The organism is Allobosea sp. (assembly GCF_048595345.1).
Lineage (GTDB): Bacteria > Pseudomonadota > Alphaproteobacteria > Rhizobiales > Beijerinckiaceae > Allobosea.
Map to the genome: position 1 here is coordinate 1 of NZ_JBMDWH010000210.1, position 14,700 is coordinate 14,700.

Here is a 14,700-nt window from a genome sequence, read left to right on the forward strand (position 1 = left end):
ACCTTGGCGGTGCGGAAGCGCTTGGCCGCCTCGTCGAACCAGAACAGATCGGTGAAGGTGCCGCCGACATCGACGCCGACGACGGCTTTGGCAGGGGAAGTCGTCATCAGCCGATCTCGATGTCCAGCCCGTAGGTCTCGCGCGCCGCCTCGGCGCTGATATAGCCATTGGCGACGTCCCGCCGCACGGCCTCGCGATCGCGCTCGGCCGGAGCGCCGTAGCCGCCGCCGCCGGGGCTTTCGAGGCGCACGCGCTGGCCCTTGGCGATGTGGATGTCGGTGATCTTGGTCACGAGCGGCGGCGATTTCGGCCCGTCATCCGTCTCGTAGACGAAGCGGTTCATGGCGGCTGCGCCGCCGCCGGCGACGCCGAAGGGCGGGAACTTGCCGCGCTCACCCAGCAGGAAGACGTCGGCGCCGCTCTCAGCCAGCGCCTCGATCTCGTAGATCGCGCCGCAGCCGCCGCGATGCCGGCCGGCTCCGCCCGAGTCCGGCCGCAGCGCCCATTGCGTGAACATCACGGGATAGGCCGCTTCCAGGATCTCGGCCGGCGGGATGGTCGCGGTCGAGATCGGGTTGTTGCCGTGGTTGAGGCCGTCGCCTTCCGGATTGCCGCCGAGGCCGCCGCCGAAGAACGAGAACATCACGAAGCGCGAGCCGTCGTCGCGATGGCCCGCGAGCGAGAGCGCGTTGATCGTCGCATAAGGCGAGCCGTTGGCCCGCTTGGGGGCGATCTGCGCGAAGACGCCGAAGACCGTGTCGATGACGCGCAGGATCGTCTCGGTGTAGCCGCCGACGGGCTTGGGCGGCTTGACGCCCAGCAGCGTCATCTCCGGGATCACGAAGGTGATCGGCTTCAGCACGCCGGCATTGGCCGGCACATGCGGGAAGATGTGCTTCAGCGCGACATAGCAGCAGGCGACCGCGGTCGAAGTGGCGATGTTGAGCGGCCCGCGGCAGGGCGGAGCGGAGCGCGAGAAATCGAGCGTCATCGCATCGCCCGCGACGGTGAGATCCAGCGCGATGCGCAGCGGCTCGTCGCTGATGCCGTCATTGTCGAGGAAGTCGTCGAAGGAATAGCGCCCATCCGGCAGGGCGGCGATCTCGGCCCGCATCAGCGCTTCGGCGCGGGCGCTGAAGGCGTCGAGCGCGGCATTGACGGTGTCGGCGCCGTAATCGTCGAGCAAGGCCGAGAGCCGCTGCTCGCCGAGATCGAGCGCGTTGAGCTGGCCGTTGAGATCGCCCCAGTTCGATTGCGGCAGGCGCGAATTGGCGTTGAGGATCTCGACGATGTCCGGCTGGAACTCGCCCTTGCGCACCAGCTTCACCGGTGGGATGCGGAAGCCCTCCTGGAAGCTCTCGGTCGCCTTGGCGTTGAAGTTCCCGGGGACGTTGCCGCCGACATCAAGCCAGTGGCCGACCGAGGCCAGCCAGCAGAACAGCGTCCCGTCCCGGAAGATCGGCCGCACCAGGCGCATGTCGTTGAGATGGGTGCCGCCCTCATAGGGGTCGTTGAAGAGCCAGGTGTCGCCGGGCTCGTTGGCCGCGCCGGCTTCGACGCGGGCGATGACCGCGCGCACAGCGAAGGCCATGGCGCCGACGAAGATCGGCAGGCCCGAGGTGCCCTGCACCAGCGTGTCGCCGGTGGTCGCGTGGTAGAGGCCGTGGCAGGCGTCATGCGCCTCGGCGATGATCGGGTTGAAGGCAGAGCGATAGAGGGTCGCGTCCATCTCGTTGGCGATCTGCTCCAGCCGGCCCTTGAGCACCGCGAGCGTGACGGGGTCGAGTGTCTGGGTCACGGTCACGATTTGCCCTCATAGGCCTTGCCCGCCGCAATCATCTGCGGCGTGCCGATCACGGCGTTGAGCTGGTCGAAATCGAACATCCGGTCGCGGAAGGGCGCGGTGGTGCCGCTCGCCTTGAGGCTGCCGTAGAAATCCTGGGCCGCCCGCGCGAGAGCGCGCACGATTCCGCCTGGAAATATCACCAGCGAGAACCCGATCTCCTCGAGCGCCGAAGCCGATGAGACCGGCGTGCGCCCGCCCTCGACCATATTGGCCATCAGCGGCAGCGTGCCCTTCAGCTCCGCCACGACCCGGCCCAGTTCCTCGGCCGAGCCCGGCGCCTCGACGAACAGCATGTCTGCGCCCGCCTCCGCATACGCCCGCGCCCGCTCCATCGCCCTGTCGAAGCCCTCCACAGCGATGGCGTCGGTCCGCGCGATCACCAGCGTCTCCTCGCTGGCGCGGGCATCGACCGCCGCCTTGATCTTGCCGACCATCTCGGCGCCCGGGATCACGCCCTTGTCGGCCAGATGGCCGCAGCGCTTGGGAAAGCTCTGGTCCTCGATCTGAAGGGCGTTGGCGCCGGCCCTCTCGAAGAGCCGCATGGTGCGCTGCATGTTGAGCGCATTGCCGTAGCCGGTATCGGCATCGACGATCAGCGGCGTGGCGACCCGGTCGCGGATCATCGTCACCGTCTCGGCGACCTCCGCCATCGAGACCAGCCCGATATCGGGCCGGCCCAGCCGCGTATAGGCGATGGAGGCGCCGGAAACATACAGCGCCTCGAAGCCGGCATCGGTGGCGAGCGAGGCCGTCAGAGCATCGTAGACGCCGGGCGCGAGGACGATCCGGGGCTGGCCAAAGCGGGCCTTCAGCGAGGCTGTCATCAATCAGGTCCTGATGGCTGGCGGGGCGGCCAGCAGATCGTCGAGCGCGGTGGTGTCGTGCGCCTGCGGGAGGGCATCGACGGCCGCGATGATCGCCTCCGCCCGGGACTGGCCCCAGACGGGAACGGCGAGGTCGAAGAATTTCTGGCGGACTTCCGCTGGCGTGTAAGGATCCTCGGTGTCCCCGCGATTGGTCAGCGCCTGCGCTTCGAAGACGCGGCCATCCGTCAGCATGATCGTGACGCGGGCCGGCCTCAGCGCCGGGAGCTTCGCCGTCGCTTCGGGATCCTCCCGGACGAAGATGCGGCGGGCGAGGGCACGGATCATTTCATCCGTGCGGGCAGGCTCGCGGAAGGCGGGAACGGTCGCTCCGCCATGCACGATCGTGGTGGCGATCGAGAAGGGCAGCGAGAACTTCGCCGCCAGCATGTTGTGCGGCTCCTGCCCGGCGAGCTGCGCCGCCCAGATATAAGTCGCGACATCGACCCGTTCGATCGCGGCGGGGTCGAGCCTGCCCTCGCGCCGGGTGATCTCGGCCAGGGCATCTAGCGCACCGTGATTGTAGCGGCAGCAGGCATGGCGCTTGAAGTAGTTGCGCGCGATCTCCCAGCGCTCGCCCAGTTCCGCGACCATCTCCTCAGGCCGCCAGTCATCGGCGATGACGGTGCCGTAGACCGTGCCGAGCCCGTCCGCCTCGCCGGTAAAGCCGGCGACGACGAGGTCGGATACCATCAGCCCGATCTGGTTCGAGAACCCTGCGAAGCTGTTCCGCACCGTCCCGCCTTCCAGCATGGTGCGGCGGCTGGTCGAAAGGCCGAGCGAGGAGGCGACGTTGATCGTCTCGATCATGCCCGCCGCATCCCGGCGCTCCAGCCAGGCGATGGCGACAGCTGCGCCGACCGTACCCCAGGTGCCGTGCGGGTGCATGGTGATGCGCAGCTTCGAGGCGATGCCGATGCGCGCGCCGATCTCGTAGCCGAGCGCGATGGCGGTGACGACGTCGCGCCCGCTCGCCTTCAGCCGCGCGGCCGCCGCCAGCACCGCCGGCACGACATGGATGCCGGGATGGCCGCGGCAGAACTGGTTGCCCTCGTCGAGCTCCAGCATCGTCCCGGCCGTGCCGTTGAGGAAGGCCGCGAGGCTGGGGCTGGCACGCCGGCCCGCGCCGATGATCGCGGCGCCAGAGGCGTCGTCCGTGGTTGCCACGCGAGTCGCGAGCGCGATGGTCTCCGGCTCCTGCGCGCCGGCGGCGATGGCCGCGATGCAATCGCCGATCACCTGCAGCGTGCGCGGGACGACCGCCTCCGGCAGAGCCTCGTAGCGCAGGCCGGCGCAGAACTGCGCGAGCTCGGTGAGCCATGCCGGCGTATCTGGCCGGCGCATGACGGGTTCGGCTTTGACGTGGACGGTCATCGAGCCCTCACAATCCGAGATAGGCATGCTTGAGCGCGGGGTCGGCGGCGATCTCTGCGGCCGGGCCGGCGACGACGATGCGGCCGTTTTCCATCACATAGGCCCGGCTCGCGAGTTCCAGCGACTGCACCACGTTCTGCTCGACCAACATCACCGCGAGCCCGCCGGCCGCGATGGCCGCGATCAGCGCGAACATCTCCTCGACCAGCAGCGGCGAGAGCCCGAGCGAGGGCTCGTCGAGGATGATCAGCTTCGGCTCGCCCATGAGTCCGCGCCCGATGGCCAGCATCTGCTGCTCGCCACCCGAAAGCGTGCCGGCCGACTGAGCCGCGCGCTCGCGCAGCCGCGGAAACAGCGTGAAGATGCGCTCCAGATTGGCCTCCCGGTCCGGCTTGCCGCGCCGGTAGCTGCCGAGCACCAGATTGTCGCGCACGCTCATATTCGGAAAGATGCGACGCCCCTCCGGCACATGGATCAGTCCCGCCGAGACGATGGCCGGGGGCTTCAGCCCGCCGATCGCCTGCCCGAGAAAGCGGATCGTGCCGGAGCGCGGCGCGATCAGGCCGGAGAGGGCACGGTTCAGCGTCGTCTTGCCGACGCCGTTGGCGCCGAGCACGGCGACGATCTCGCCCGGTGCGACATCGAGGTCGATCCCGCGCAGGACATCGGTGCCGCCATAACCGGCGATCAGCCCACGTACCTCAAGCATGGGCGGCTCCCGTGGCCGGAGCTTGCAGACGTTTCGCCGCCCCCTGTCCGAGATAGGCCTCGATGACCTTCGGATCGGCTGCGATCTCGGCGGGCGTGCCTTGCGCGATCATCCTGCCCTGGGCGAGGACATGGATGTGCTCGCACAGGCTCATCACGGCCTGCATCACATGCTCGACCATCAGGATGGTGACGCCGCGATCGCGGATCTGGCGAATGACGGGCAGCATGTCGCGGATCTCGGAGGGGTTGAGGCCCGCCAGAACCTCGTCGAGCAGCAGGAGCTTGGGCTCCGTCGCGAGCGCGCGCGCCAGCTCCAGCCGCTTGCGCCCGGCGACGGTCAGCGCCGCGGCAGGTTGGTCGAGCAGGCCGCCGAGCCCGACGAGATCGGCCACCGCGCGCGCCTTCGCCTGCGCCGCGGCCCGGCGGGGGTGGCGCAGATAGGCGCCGACCGCGATGTTCTCGACCACGGACAGCCCGGCGAAGGGCTGCACGATCTGGAAGGTGCGGGCGATGCCGCGCTCGGCCCGGCGATGGGCCGGCAGGCCGGTGACGTCCTGCCCGTCGAACAGGATCGTGCCGCCGCTGGGCTTTTCGAAGCCGGCGATCAGAGTGAACAGGGTCGTCTTGCCGGCACCGTTCGGGCCGATCAGCCCGGTGATGGAGCCCGGCGCCACCTGAAGGCTCGCGGCGTCCACCGCGACGAGGCCGCCGAAGCGCTTGGTGACTGAGGTGACGGTCAGCATCAGCGTGCCTCCCCCGTCCTGCGCCGCACGAACCGGCTGATGACTCCCATGATGCCGGAAGGCGCAAAGGCGATGGTCGCCACCAGCAGCAGGCCGTAGAGCACGAGGTCGATGCCCGGAATGCCGCCGGCGACCGCCTTGGCGAACTCGCCGAAGACATGCAGTGCGATAGCGCCGAGGATCGGCCCGAAGGCGGTGCCGACCCCGCCCACGATCGGTGCGATCAGCGCCTCCACCGAGATCCAGGGCCCATAGGCGATGTTGGCGTCGAGATAGAGGAAATACTGGACGTAGAGCCCTCCGGCTGCGCCCGTGATCGCGGCCGAGAGCGTGATCGCCTTGAGCTTGACCGAAAGCGTGTCGACGCCGAGTGCGCGCGCGGCATCCTCGTTCTCGCGCACGGCGGTGAGCCAGGCGCCGAAGCGCGAGCGCAGGATCGCGATGGTCATCAGCAGGACGAAGCCGACCAGCGCCACCGCGATCCAGACGAAGGCGGCGCGGCTGGCGAACTGGAAGTTGTCCGGACGGACATCGAGTTTCACCAGCGTGCCAGCCGCCCCGCCGGTGAAGGACGAGGCATTGGCCAGGATGCGCAACACTTCCGCGAAGGCCAGCGTCACCAGTGCGAAATAGGAGCCGCGCAGGCCCGAGCGAAAGCTGAGGAAGCCGATCACCCAGCCCACCGCCGCCGCCAGTGCGATGCCGAGGCCGAAGGCCGCCCAGGCATTGATGCCTAAGCGGGCCTGAAGGAGCGCGGCGCCATAGGCGCCGGAGCCGAAGAAGGCGGCATGGCCGAAGGAGAACTGCCCGGCGAGACCGCCGAGCAGGTTCCAGCCCTGCGCGGCCAGCGCGATGATCAGCGAAAAGACGATGAAGTTCAGCACCGTGTTCGCCTGGACGGCAAGCGGCACGAGCGCGGCGAGGCCGATCAGCGCCAGGGCGGGGCCATAGGCGCGGATCATGCGCGTGCTCCGAAGAGGCCTGTCGGCTTCACCAGAAGCACGAGGATGAAGATCAGGAAGATGCCGATCTGGCCGAGGCTTTCGCCGAAGAACAGGCCGCAAAGGCTCTCCACCACGCCGATGAACAAGGCGCCGAGCAGGGCGCCGGGAATCGAGCCCATGCCGCCGAGCACCACGATGGTGAAGGCGACGAGCACGAAGGCGTTGCCGGCGCGCGGCGTGACATAGAAGGTCGGCATCAGCAGGCAAGCGGCGATGGCGACGCAGGCCGCGCCGAGGCCAAAGGTGACGGCATAGATATGCGCCACGTCGATGCCCGCGAGCGCCGCTCCGGTCTTTTCCTTCGCGACGGCGCGGATGGCCTTGCCGGTATCGGTCGCGGTCAGCATCAGCCCTAGCAGAAGCGCGACGAACAGCGCCACGCCGAAGGCGGCGACGCGGGGCAAGGCGAGGAAGGTGAAGCCCAGATCGAGCGATTCGAAGGCGTAAGGCACGTCGATGGAGCGCGTATCGGAGCGGAAGATCGAGAGCATCGCGTTCTCGATGATGATCGAGAGGCCGAGCGTGACGAGCAGGATGTTGCGGTCCTCGCCATGGCTCGCCGGCCCTATGACGAAGCGCTGCACCACATAGCCCAGGCCGAAGAACAGCGCCGTCACCGGCACCAGCGCGACGTAAGGGTCGATGCCGAGCACGGTCTGAGCGACATAGACCGCGAACATCGCCGCCGTCAGCGTCGCGCCATGGGCGAAGTTGATGATGTGCAGCACGCCGTAGACCAGCGTCAGCCCCAGCGCGATCAGCGCATAGACCGAGCCGGTCATCAGGCCGTTCAGCACTGCGGCGAGGATGATGTCGGGTGCGAACATACTGTCTTTCGTCAGGTGACGAAGCCGTGGGCTCTCGCGTCGTGCTCGGGCTCGTCCCGGGCATCCACGTCGCGGATCAAGACCTTCGGGCAGCGAAGGCGTCATGGTCGGGACGAGCCGGACCATGACGGTGTGGGCGCCGCTCAGGCCGGGCGCGGGAAGACCGGCTTGGCGTCGGCGAAGTCGGTCGGGAAGATCACCTTGATGTCGTTGCCCTGGACCTGGGTGTTGACCGGGGCGCCGCCCTGGTTCTGGCCGTCGACGAATTTGGTCGGGCCATAGGGCATGATGTGGCCGGCATAGGTCGAGGCGGCGAGCGCCTCGGTGACCTTGGCCTTGTCGGCGGAGCCCGCCCGCTCGATCGCATCCGCCAGCAGGCCGACGCAGGAGTAGTTGAGCGGGATGTTGTAGGTCCAGAACTTGCCGGACGCCTCGACCTGCTTGCGCAGCGCCTCGGCCACCGGCTTGCGCGGATCGTGCCAGTGGTTGCAGTCCATCACGAACTGGGCGGCCTCGTTGAACTCCTTGACGAAGCGGTAGTTGGAGGCCGCGCCATTCAGCACGGCGTAGATGCCCTTCGGCCTGATGCGCTGCTGCTGCATCGTGCGCGCCAGCAGGGCGAACTCGCCGTAATAGCTCGACGGGATGACGAGATCGGGGTTCTTGGAGCGGATCTGCAGCGCGATGTTCGACATGTCGCGCGCCGGGGTCGGATGGGCTATTGTGTCGAGGATCTCGAAGCCGAGCTTGGGCAGCTCCGCCTGCATCAGCTTGGCGAGGCCGGAGCCGAACAGCCCGTCCTCATGCACCAGCACGACGGTCTTGGCCGGCTTGCCGGCCTCCTCGTTCAGCTTGGCGAGGTTGGCGAGCGCGGTCTTGGTGACCATGCCGAAGCCGGGGCCGAAGCGGAAAGTGTTCTTGAGGCCCCGCGTGACGATCGAATCGGCCACGCCGACATCGACGATATAGGGCAGGTCGTAGCGCGCCGCGGCCTGGCTGGCGGCGAGGCAGATCGGCGAGGCGAAGCCGCCGACGATGCCGACGACGCCCTCGGCCTGCATCCGCTCGACCTCTGCCGTGCCGCCTTCCGGCGTCGAGCGGGCGTCGCCGAACACCATCTCCAGCTTGGCGCCGCCCAGCGACTTGATGCCGCCGGCGTCGTTGATCGCCTTGATCGCCGCCTCGGCGCCGATCTGGCCCTGTTGCCCGTCATAGGCGAGCGCGCCGGTGACCGGCTGCAGGATGCCGATCTTCACGGTCCTGGTCTGCGCGCGCAGCACGCCCGGCATGGCGAGCGCCGCCGTGCCTGCGGCCGTGCCGGCCAGGATGGCCCGGCGAGAAATCTCGGTCTTCACGGTCATCTCGTTCTCCTCTGTCTCGAAAACCCGGTCTGATGCCGGGCTGGTCGTTCGTCGTCTCAGTCGGCCTTCAGTCCGCGCTCACGGATCAGTCCGCCCCATTTCTGGCGCTCGGCATGGATGAAATCGTCGAGTTGCTTGGGTGTCATCGGCACGAATTCCACGCCGAGCGCGGTAAGCTTCGGCTTGACCTCCGGCGTCTGGAAGGAGGCGGTGACGAGGGCGTTGATCTTCTCGACGATCGGTTCCGGCGTCCCGCGCGGCGCCATCAGCGCAAGGAAGCTCAGCGCCTCGTATCCCTTCACCGTCTCGCCGATGGCCGGCACGTTCGGCAGGCCGGGCAGGCGCTCGGCGCTTGTCGTGCCCAGCACCTTGACCTTGCCGCTCTCGATCTGCGGCAGCGCCGTCTGGAGATTGTCGAACATGATCTCGACCTGGCCGCCGAGCAGGTCTGTCATCGCCGGCCCGGCCCCGCGATAGGGCACATGCGTGATCTCGACGCCGGCCATGGCCTTGAAGAGTTCGGGGGCGAGATGGCTCGTCGCCCCGGCGCCCGAGCTGGCATAGTTCAGCTTACCGGGCTGCTTCTTTGCAATCTCGATGAGCTCGGCGACGCTTGCGGCCTTGAAGGAGGGCGTCGCGATCAGCAGCAGCGGGCTGCGCGACAGAAGCACGACCGGCTCGAATTTGTCCGGGTCGTAGGGCAGCTTTTCGCGCAAGAACTGGTTGGTGACATGCGTTGCCGGCGTCGCGACCAGCAGCGTGTGCCCATCCGGAGCCGCCCGCTCGACCTCCGCCGAGCCGAGTGATCCTGAAGCGCCAGGCCGGTTTTCGACGATGAAGCGCGGGTTCGACCCCTGCGCCAGCGCCTCGGCGGCGAAGCGCCCCATGACGTCGGTGGCGCCGCCGGCGGGGTAGGGCACGACGATACGGCCCGTCCGGCTCGGCCAGCTCTCCTGGGCCACGGCGCCGGTGGCGGCGAGGCCCGCAGCCAGCCCCAAGAGGCCGAACCGGCGGCGATCGATCTCAGGGCCTCGCATCGTCAGGGGCCTCCCGCTGCGGCCGAGCTGGGCCAGGCTGTCGCATCGCTGCCCGACTGGACGCTGTGGCTGGGCACGGGCGACCAGCGCCTGTCGCCATCGGCGCCGGCGCGATGCAGCTCCATCTGGAAAGAGTAGCGGTCGGGTCGATAGAGCGCGTGGAGATGTTCCACGCCACGACCATCCGGCCCGAAGACCACGCGGGTCAGCGACAGCAGCGGCGAGCCGATATCGAGCCCCAGCGCCTCGGCCACATCCGGCGTCGCCAGCGTCGCGCTGATCGCCTGGGAGGCCCGTTCGACCGCCGCCCCGGACCGCTCGAGCAGCGTCAGCAGCGGCACGCTGGCCAGATCGCTCTCGGAATAGGTCAGGCCGATACGCTCGGGTACATGGGTGGTGAGATAAGAGAAGGGCTGGCCGTCGATGAGGCGCACGCGCACCGAACGCTGCGTGCGCTCGCCGGCTGTAAGGCCGAGCGCCTGCGCGATCGCTTCCGGCGGAGTGCCATAGGCGAAGGAGATCAGCCGCACGCCGGTGCGGCGGCCCATCTCGACGAGATGGGTCAGCATGTTGGCGAAATCGGCGACGATCGGCTTGGGCGCTCCGGCCTCGCGCACGAAGGTGCCGGCTCCGACGCGCCGGTCGATCAGACCCTCGGAGGCGAGGCTGTCGAGCGCCCGGCGCACGGTGACGCGGGAGACGCCATGTTCCAGCGCCAGTGCGGGCTCGCTCGCCAGCCGTGCTCCCGGTGGAATCTCCCCGCTGGCGATGCGCTCGCGCAGCATCAGCGCCAGCCTTCTCGCTTTCAGCGGTTCGAGCGAAGGATCCACCTGGTCGCGCTCCATGGCATCGGATTGGCTGCCTGACAGGACAGCTATTTGTCTAGCGTATAGAACAACTGACTTGCGTCAAGCGGGCAGACGGCTATCTTCCCGGTAGGAGGTGGCGATGGCAGATCTGGCGGGGACGAGGCGATCCGGGCACCGCCCGCGTGCGCTGTTCGACAAGCTGTGGGACGAGCACGTCGTCGTGGAGCGCCCTTCGGGCGATGCGCTGCTCTGGATCGACCGGCATTTCGTCCATGAGGGCTCCTTCCACGCTTTCAACCAGCTGAAGGCGCGGGGCGGGGAGGTGGCCGAGCCCGCGCTGACCTTCGGTGTCGCCGATCACTATGTTCCCACGCGCGACCGCGACCACATCGCCAATCCCGAAATCGCCCGGATGATCGACGATCTCGGCGCCAACACGTCCCGGCACGGGATCGAGCTTTTGGGCCTGCATGATCCGCGCCAGGGCATCGTCCATGTCGTAGGGCCCGAACAGGGCCTGACCCTGCCGGGGCTGACCATGGTCTGCGGCGACAGCCACACCTCCACCCATGGCGCATTCGGAGCCTATGCCTTCGGCATCGGCGCCTCCGAGGTCGCGCATGTGCTGATGACGCAGACGCTCTGGCAGAAGAAGCCCAAGCGCATGCGCGTCACCATCGACGGCAAACCGATCGCCGGCGTCGGCGCCAAGGATTTCATCCTCTCCATCATTGCCGCGATCGGCGCCGACGGCGCGCGCGGCCATGCCGTCGAATATGCCGGCGAGGCGGTGCGCGCGCTGCCCATGGCCGGCCGCATGACCATGTGCAACATGTCGATCGAGGCCGGGGCCCGATGCGGCATGATCGCGCCGGACGAGACGACCTTCCGCTGGATCGAGGGCCGGCACTTCGCGCCCAAGGCCGACCTCTTCGCGCAGGCGGTCGATAACTGGCGGCGCCTGCCCAGCGATGCCGATGCGGCGTTCGATCGCGAGATCACGCTGGATGCCGCGCGCATCGCCCCGGTCGTGACCTGGGGAACGAGCCCGGAGGACGCGCTGCCAATCGACGGACAGGTGCCGGATCCGGCCCGCGAACCCGACGAGGCGCGCGCCGGCACGATCCGCGACGCGCTGGATTACATGGGCCTGCGGCCCGGCCAGAAGCTCGTCGAAATCGTGATCGATCGCGTCTTCATCGGCTCCTGCACCAATGCCCGGATCGAGGATCTGCGCGCGGCGGCGAGCGTGCTCGCCGGCCGCAGGGCGAAGGTGCCGGGGCTGGTCTCGCCCGGTTCCTCGCTGGTGAAGCAGCAGGCCGAGGAGGAGGGGCTCGACCGCATCTTCGTCGCCGCGGGGCTGGAATGGGTCGAATCCGGCTGCTCGATGTGCGTCGGCATGAACGGCGACAGCGTGCCGGCCGGCGAGCGCTGCGCCTCCACCACCAACCGCAATTTCCGCGGCCGGCAGGGGCCGGGCGCGCGCACCCATCTGATGTCGCCAGCCATGGTCGCCGCAGCCGCCGTCGCGGGCCGGCTCGCCGATGTCCGCGCCATGCTGGAGGGCCGCGCGTGAAGCCGCTGACTCAGGTCTCGGGCCCCGCCTGTGCGCTCGGCCTCGCCAATGTCGACACCGACCAGCTCATTCCCGCCCGCTTCATGAAGAGGCCGCGCTCTGAAGGCTATGGCGGTTTCCTGCTGCATGATCTGCGGCGCGACGAGGCCGGAGCCGAGAAGCCGGACTTCCCGCTCAACCGCGAACCCGGCCGCTCGGCGCAGATCCTCGTGGCGCGTCGCAATTTCGGCTCCGGCTCTTCGCGGGAGGCGGCGGTGTATGCGCTGGCCGATCACGGCTTTCGCGTCGTGCTCGCCCCGACCTTCGGCGACATCTTCGCCTCCAATGCCGTCAAGAACGGCCTGCTGCCGGCCGTGTTCGACGAGGATGCGATCGAGGAGTTGCTTGCGGCTCTCGGCGCCGCGCCCGAGCAGAGCGTCACGGTCGATCTCGAGAGCGGGACCATCGCCTGGGGCAATCGCTCGCTCCCCTTCCAGGTCGATCCGGTCTGGCGCGAGCAATTGCTGAATGGCTGGGACGATATCGATGTGACGCGCTCCTTCGCGGCCGACATTCTGCGGTTCAAGGCCGAGAGCGGCACGGCACGTCCCTGGATCCGTCCGCAGAGCGGTCGCGCGGAAGGCTGAGACCCTCCGGGGGACCTTGACGGGCAGGCCCCGCCGTCGATCATGACGCGACGAGGTGCCATGGCGATGGTTCGTCGCGCGCTGCTCTCCGATGCGAGAGGCGCCGTGATCGCGCCCCGCCGATCCGACACGGCATCAGGTCGCGCTTGTAAAATGTCACGAAATGTCTAACGTGCCTTTTCGTACCGCGCCACGCCTTGACGGCGAAAGAAGCGCGGGCATCCGGGAGGGTTGACTGACGCTGCGGGCTCGCAGCCGACTGGCATCTCCTCGACTTCATCGACCGGGCACGGCGCGCCGCCGTCTCGCTGCCGCGCGCCCATGGCGCGGGGATGGCGAGAGCGACGCTGTCTCCTGCCGTTCAACGAAAGCGATCCGGGCGACCGGACCATCGGAGGAAGCCATGACGACACTCACCCGCCGCTCGGTTCTGGCCGCCGCCGGCGCCACCGCCGCCCTCGGCGCCACCGGTGCCTTCGCGCAGGGCAAGACCACGATCACCTTCGCCGCGGCGACCTTCGCCGAGGCCGGCCGGGGCGACAAGCTCAAGGCCTGGATCGAGAAGTTCAACGCCTCGCAGGACAAGGTCGAGGTTCAGCCGGTCGCGATTCCGTTCTCGCAGCTCGCCAACACCGTCTTCACCCAGATGGGCGGCGGCGGCGGGCCCGACCTCGTGCGCTTCGACCAGACCGACTTCTTCGCCGCCCTGCCGGCCAAGCGCATCCTGCCGATCGACGATCTCGTCGATAAGAGCAAATACACCTTCCAGGCGCCGGACAAATTCCTCAATGTCGAGGGCAAGCGCTATGGCGTGGTGTTCGAGCTCGCCAATTACCAGCTGATCTACAATCCGGCCCTGCTCCAGGGCGGCGAGCCGCCGAAGACCTTCCCGGAATTCCTGGCCGCGGCGAAGGCCGCCACCGGCAAGGGCAATTTCGGCTACGCCTTCCGCGCCACGATGCCGGAGCGCTCCGGCTTCTGGCAGGACATGACGAACTATGTCTACGGCTTCGGCGGCAACTGGGCCGACGGCAAGCAGCTCACCCTGAACAGCCCGAAGGTCGTCGAGGCGATCACCGCCTACAAGCAGGTCTACGATGCCGGCGTGATCCCGAAGGGCGCGGATGCCGCGACCTATCGGCGGATGTTCTGGGAAGGCAAGATCGCCATGAACATCGACAATGGCGGCGTCGCCGGCATCTTTGCCGCGCAAAACCCCAATCTCGGCTTCAAGGCGGCGCCTTCCCCGTTCCCGAACCGCCAGCAGGGCCTGATCCTGACCTCGCTCTCGGTCAATGCCAACACCAAGAACAAGGAGGCCTGCGGCGTCTTCATCAACTGGATGCTGCAGCCGGCCGCTCAGGCCGAGCTCCAGGGCATTCTCGGCGCCGCCAGCGTCGCGACCCCGGTCGAGCGGCCCAAGGCCGATCTGGAAAAGGCGCCCTGGCTCGCGGTCTACGACGCGCAGACGCCCTATGCGCTGCCGCAGCTCGTGCTCGGCTTCGAGACCAAGACGCTGGAGATCCAGCAGATCGTCGTCGAGCAGGTGCTGAAGATCCTGGTCGGCAATGCCGATGTCCAGAAGACGCTGGACGAGGCCCAGTCGCTGGCGCTGAAGCGCATCGAGCGGCAGTGAGACCCATGAGCACCGCCAGCTCCGCGACCGCCGGCGCCGGCCGCCCTCCGCACAGCGGAGGGCGCGACCGGGAAAGCCGCTGGACGCCCTATCTCTTCATCGCGCCCGTCGCGCTCTATCTGGCGGTGTTTCAAGGCTACCCGCTGATCAGCGAGTTCATCCTCAGCTTCCAGCAGAGCTCGCTGCTGGCGCCGCAGGATGCCCGTTTCGTCGGCCTGCGGAACTATCACGACCTCGCCTCATCCGGCGATTTCGCTTCAGTGCTGTGGACGACGCTGATCTATACG

General features: G+C 68.3%; 14 protein-coding genes and 1 pseudogene. 4 read left to right on the forward strand and 11 right to left on the reverse strand.

The window, feature by feature from the left end; translation table 11 throughout:
* The 11 genes from ACOJTB_RS17850 to ACOJTB_RS17900 form a co-directional block, all read right to left on the reverse strand.
* Positions 1-107, reverse strand: a 107-nt coding sequence (locus ACOJTB_RS17850) for a hydantoinase/oxoprolinase N-terminal domain-containing protein (RefSeq protein WP_420103883.1), incomplete at its 3' end; no start/stop codon positions are given.
* On the reverse strand, positions 107-1,798 hold the full coding sequence (locus tag ACOJTB_RS17855; protein ID WP_420103884.1) for a hydantoinase B/oxoprolinase family protein: 1,692 nt from the start codon (positions 1,796-1,798) through the stop codon (positions 107-109). The genes ACOJTB_RS17855 and ACOJTB_RS17850, both read right to left, overlap by 1 nt.
* A 2-nt stretch (positions 1,799-1,800) precedes the next feature.
* Entirely contained in the window at positions 1,801-2,670 is an 870-nt protein-coding gene (locus ACOJTB_RS17860; protein ID WP_420103871.1) for an isocitrate lyase/PEP mutase family protein, read from the reverse strand.
* A 3-nt stretch (positions 2,671-2,673) separates the two neighbouring features.
* Positions 2,674-4,083 (reverse strand): MmgE/PrpD family protein, encoded by a 1,410-nt coding sequence (locus tag ACOJTB_RS17865; RefSeq protein ID WP_420103872.1) that lies wholly within the window; start codon positions 4,081-4,083, stop codon positions 2,674-2,676.
* A gap of 7 nt (positions 4,084-4,090) precedes the next feature.
* Entirely contained in the window at positions 4,091-4,792 is a 702-nt protein-coding gene (locus ACOJTB_RS17870; protein ID WP_420103873.1) for an ABC transporter ATP-binding protein, read from the reverse strand.
* The gene (locus tag ACOJTB_RS17875) at positions 4,785-5,537 is read right to left on the reverse strand and encodes an ABC transporter ATP-binding protein (protein ID WP_420103874.1); all 753 of its coding nucleotides are present in this window, start codon (positions 5,535-5,537) and stop codon (positions 4,785-4,787) included. Before ACOJTB_RS17875 ends, ACOJTB_RS17870 begins: the two co-directional genes overlap by 8 nt.
* A complete protein-coding gene (locus ACOJTB_RS17880) occupies positions 5,537-6,499 on the reverse strand; it encodes a branched-chain amino acid ABC transporter permease (RefSeq protein WP_420103875.1) in 963 nt (320 codons plus the stop codon). Before ACOJTB_RS17880 ends, ACOJTB_RS17875 begins: the two co-directional genes overlap by 1 nt.
* Positions 6,496-7,368 (reverse strand): branched-chain amino acid ABC transporter permease, encoded by an 873-nt coding sequence (locus ACOJTB_RS17885; protein WP_420103876.1) that lies wholly within the window; start codon positions 7,366-7,368, stop codon positions 6,496-6,498. Before ACOJTB_RS17885 ends, ACOJTB_RS17880 begins: the two co-directional genes overlap by 4 nt.
* A gap of 143 nt (positions 7,369-7,511) precedes the next feature.
* Positions 7,512-8,729 (reverse strand): ABC transporter substrate-binding protein, encoded by a 1,218-nt coding sequence (locus ACOJTB_RS17890; RefSeq protein WP_420103877.1) that lies wholly within the window; start codon positions 8,727-8,729, stop codon positions 7,512-7,514.
* 56 nt (positions 8,730-8,785) lie between these two features.
* Positions 8,786-9,766 (reverse strand): Bug family tripartite tricarboxylate transporter substrate binding protein, encoded by a 981-nt coding sequence (locus ACOJTB_RS17895; RefSeq protein WP_420103878.1) that lies wholly within the window; start codon positions 9,764-9,766, stop codon positions 8,786-8,788.
* Positions 9,767-9,768: 2 nt separating this feature from the next.
* Positions 9,769-10,596 carry a GntR family transcriptional regulator gene (locus ACOJTB_RS17900; RefSeq protein WP_420103879.1) on the reverse strand — a complete coding sequence of 276 codons (828 nt, stop codon included), beginning with the start codon at positions 10,594-10,596 and terminating at the stop codon, positions 9,769-9,771.
* Positions 10,597-10,714: 118 nt separating this feature from the next.
* Between ACOJTB_RS17900 and leuC the strand changes: the two genes are divergently transcribed.
* The 4 genes and pseudogenes from leuC to ACOJTB_RS17920 form a co-directional block, all read left to right on the forward strand.
* Positions 10,715-12,151 carry a 3-isopropylmalate dehydratase large subunit gene (leuC, locus tag ACOJTB_RS17905; RefSeq protein ID WP_420103880.1) on the forward strand — a complete coding sequence of 479 codons (1,437 nt, stop codon included), beginning with the start codon at positions 10,715-10,717 and terminating at the stop codon, positions 12,149-12,151.
* The gene (gene leuD, locus ACOJTB_RS17910; protein ID WP_420103881.1) at positions 12,148-12,777 is read left to right on the forward strand and encodes a 3-isopropylmalate dehydratase small subunit; all 630 of its coding nucleotides are present in this window, start codon (positions 12,148-12,150) and stop codon (positions 12,775-12,777) included. Before leuC ends, leuD begins: the two co-directional genes overlap by 4 nt.
* A gap of 403 nt (positions 12,778-13,180) precedes the next feature.
* A complete protein-coding gene (locus ACOJTB_RS17915; RefSeq protein ID WP_420103882.1) occupies positions 13,181-14,413 on the forward strand; it encodes an extracellular solute-binding protein in 1,233 nt (410 codons plus the stop codon).
* A 5-nt stretch (positions 14,414-14,418) separates the two neighbouring features.
* Positions 14,419-14,700 (forward strand): annotated as a pseudogene (locus ACOJTB_RS17920) (carbohydrate ABC transporter permease); the annotation flags it as partial.

Coding starts and splice junctions, on each gene's coding strand:
- leuC (WP_420103880.1), top strand. CDS start 10,715: ATGGCAGATCTGGCGGGGACGAGGCGATCCGGGCACCGCCCGCGTGCG.
- ACOJTB_RS17865 (WP_420103872.1), bottom strand. CDS start 4,083: ATGACCGTCCACGTCAAAGCCGAACCCGTCATGCGCCGGCCAGATACG.
- ACOJTB_RS17915 (WP_420103882.1), top strand. CDS start 13,181: ATGACGACACTCACCCGCCGCTCGGTTCTGGCCGCCGCCGGCGCCACC.
- ACOJTB_RS17870 (WP_420103873.1), bottom strand. CDS start 4,792: ATGCTTGAGGTACGTGGGCTGATCGCCGGTTATGGCGGCACCGATGTC.
- ACOJTB_RS17885 (WP_420103876.1), bottom strand. CDS start 7,368: ATGTTCGCACCCGACATCATCCTCGCCGCAGTGCTGAACGGCCTGATG.
- ACOJTB_RS17880 (WP_420103875.1), bottom strand. CDS start 6,499: ATGATCCGCGCCTATGGCCCCGCCCTGGCGCTGATCGGCCTCGCCGCG.
- ACOJTB_RS17890 (WP_420103877.1), bottom strand. CDS start 8,729: ATGACCGTGAAGACCGAGATTTCTCGCCGGGCCATCCTGGCCGGCACG.
- ACOJTB_RS17875 (WP_420103874.1), bottom strand. CDS start 5,537: ATGCTGACCGTCACCTCAGTCACCAAGCGCTTCGGCGGCCTCGTCGCG.
- ACOJTB_RS17895 (WP_420103878.1), bottom strand. CDS start 9,766: ATGCGAGGCCCTGAGATCGATCGCCGCCGGTTCGGCCTCTTGGGGCTG.
- ACOJTB_RS17860 (WP_420103871.1), bottom strand. CDS start 2,670: ATGACAGCCTCGCTGAAGGCCCGCTTTGGCCAGCCCCGGATCGTCCTC.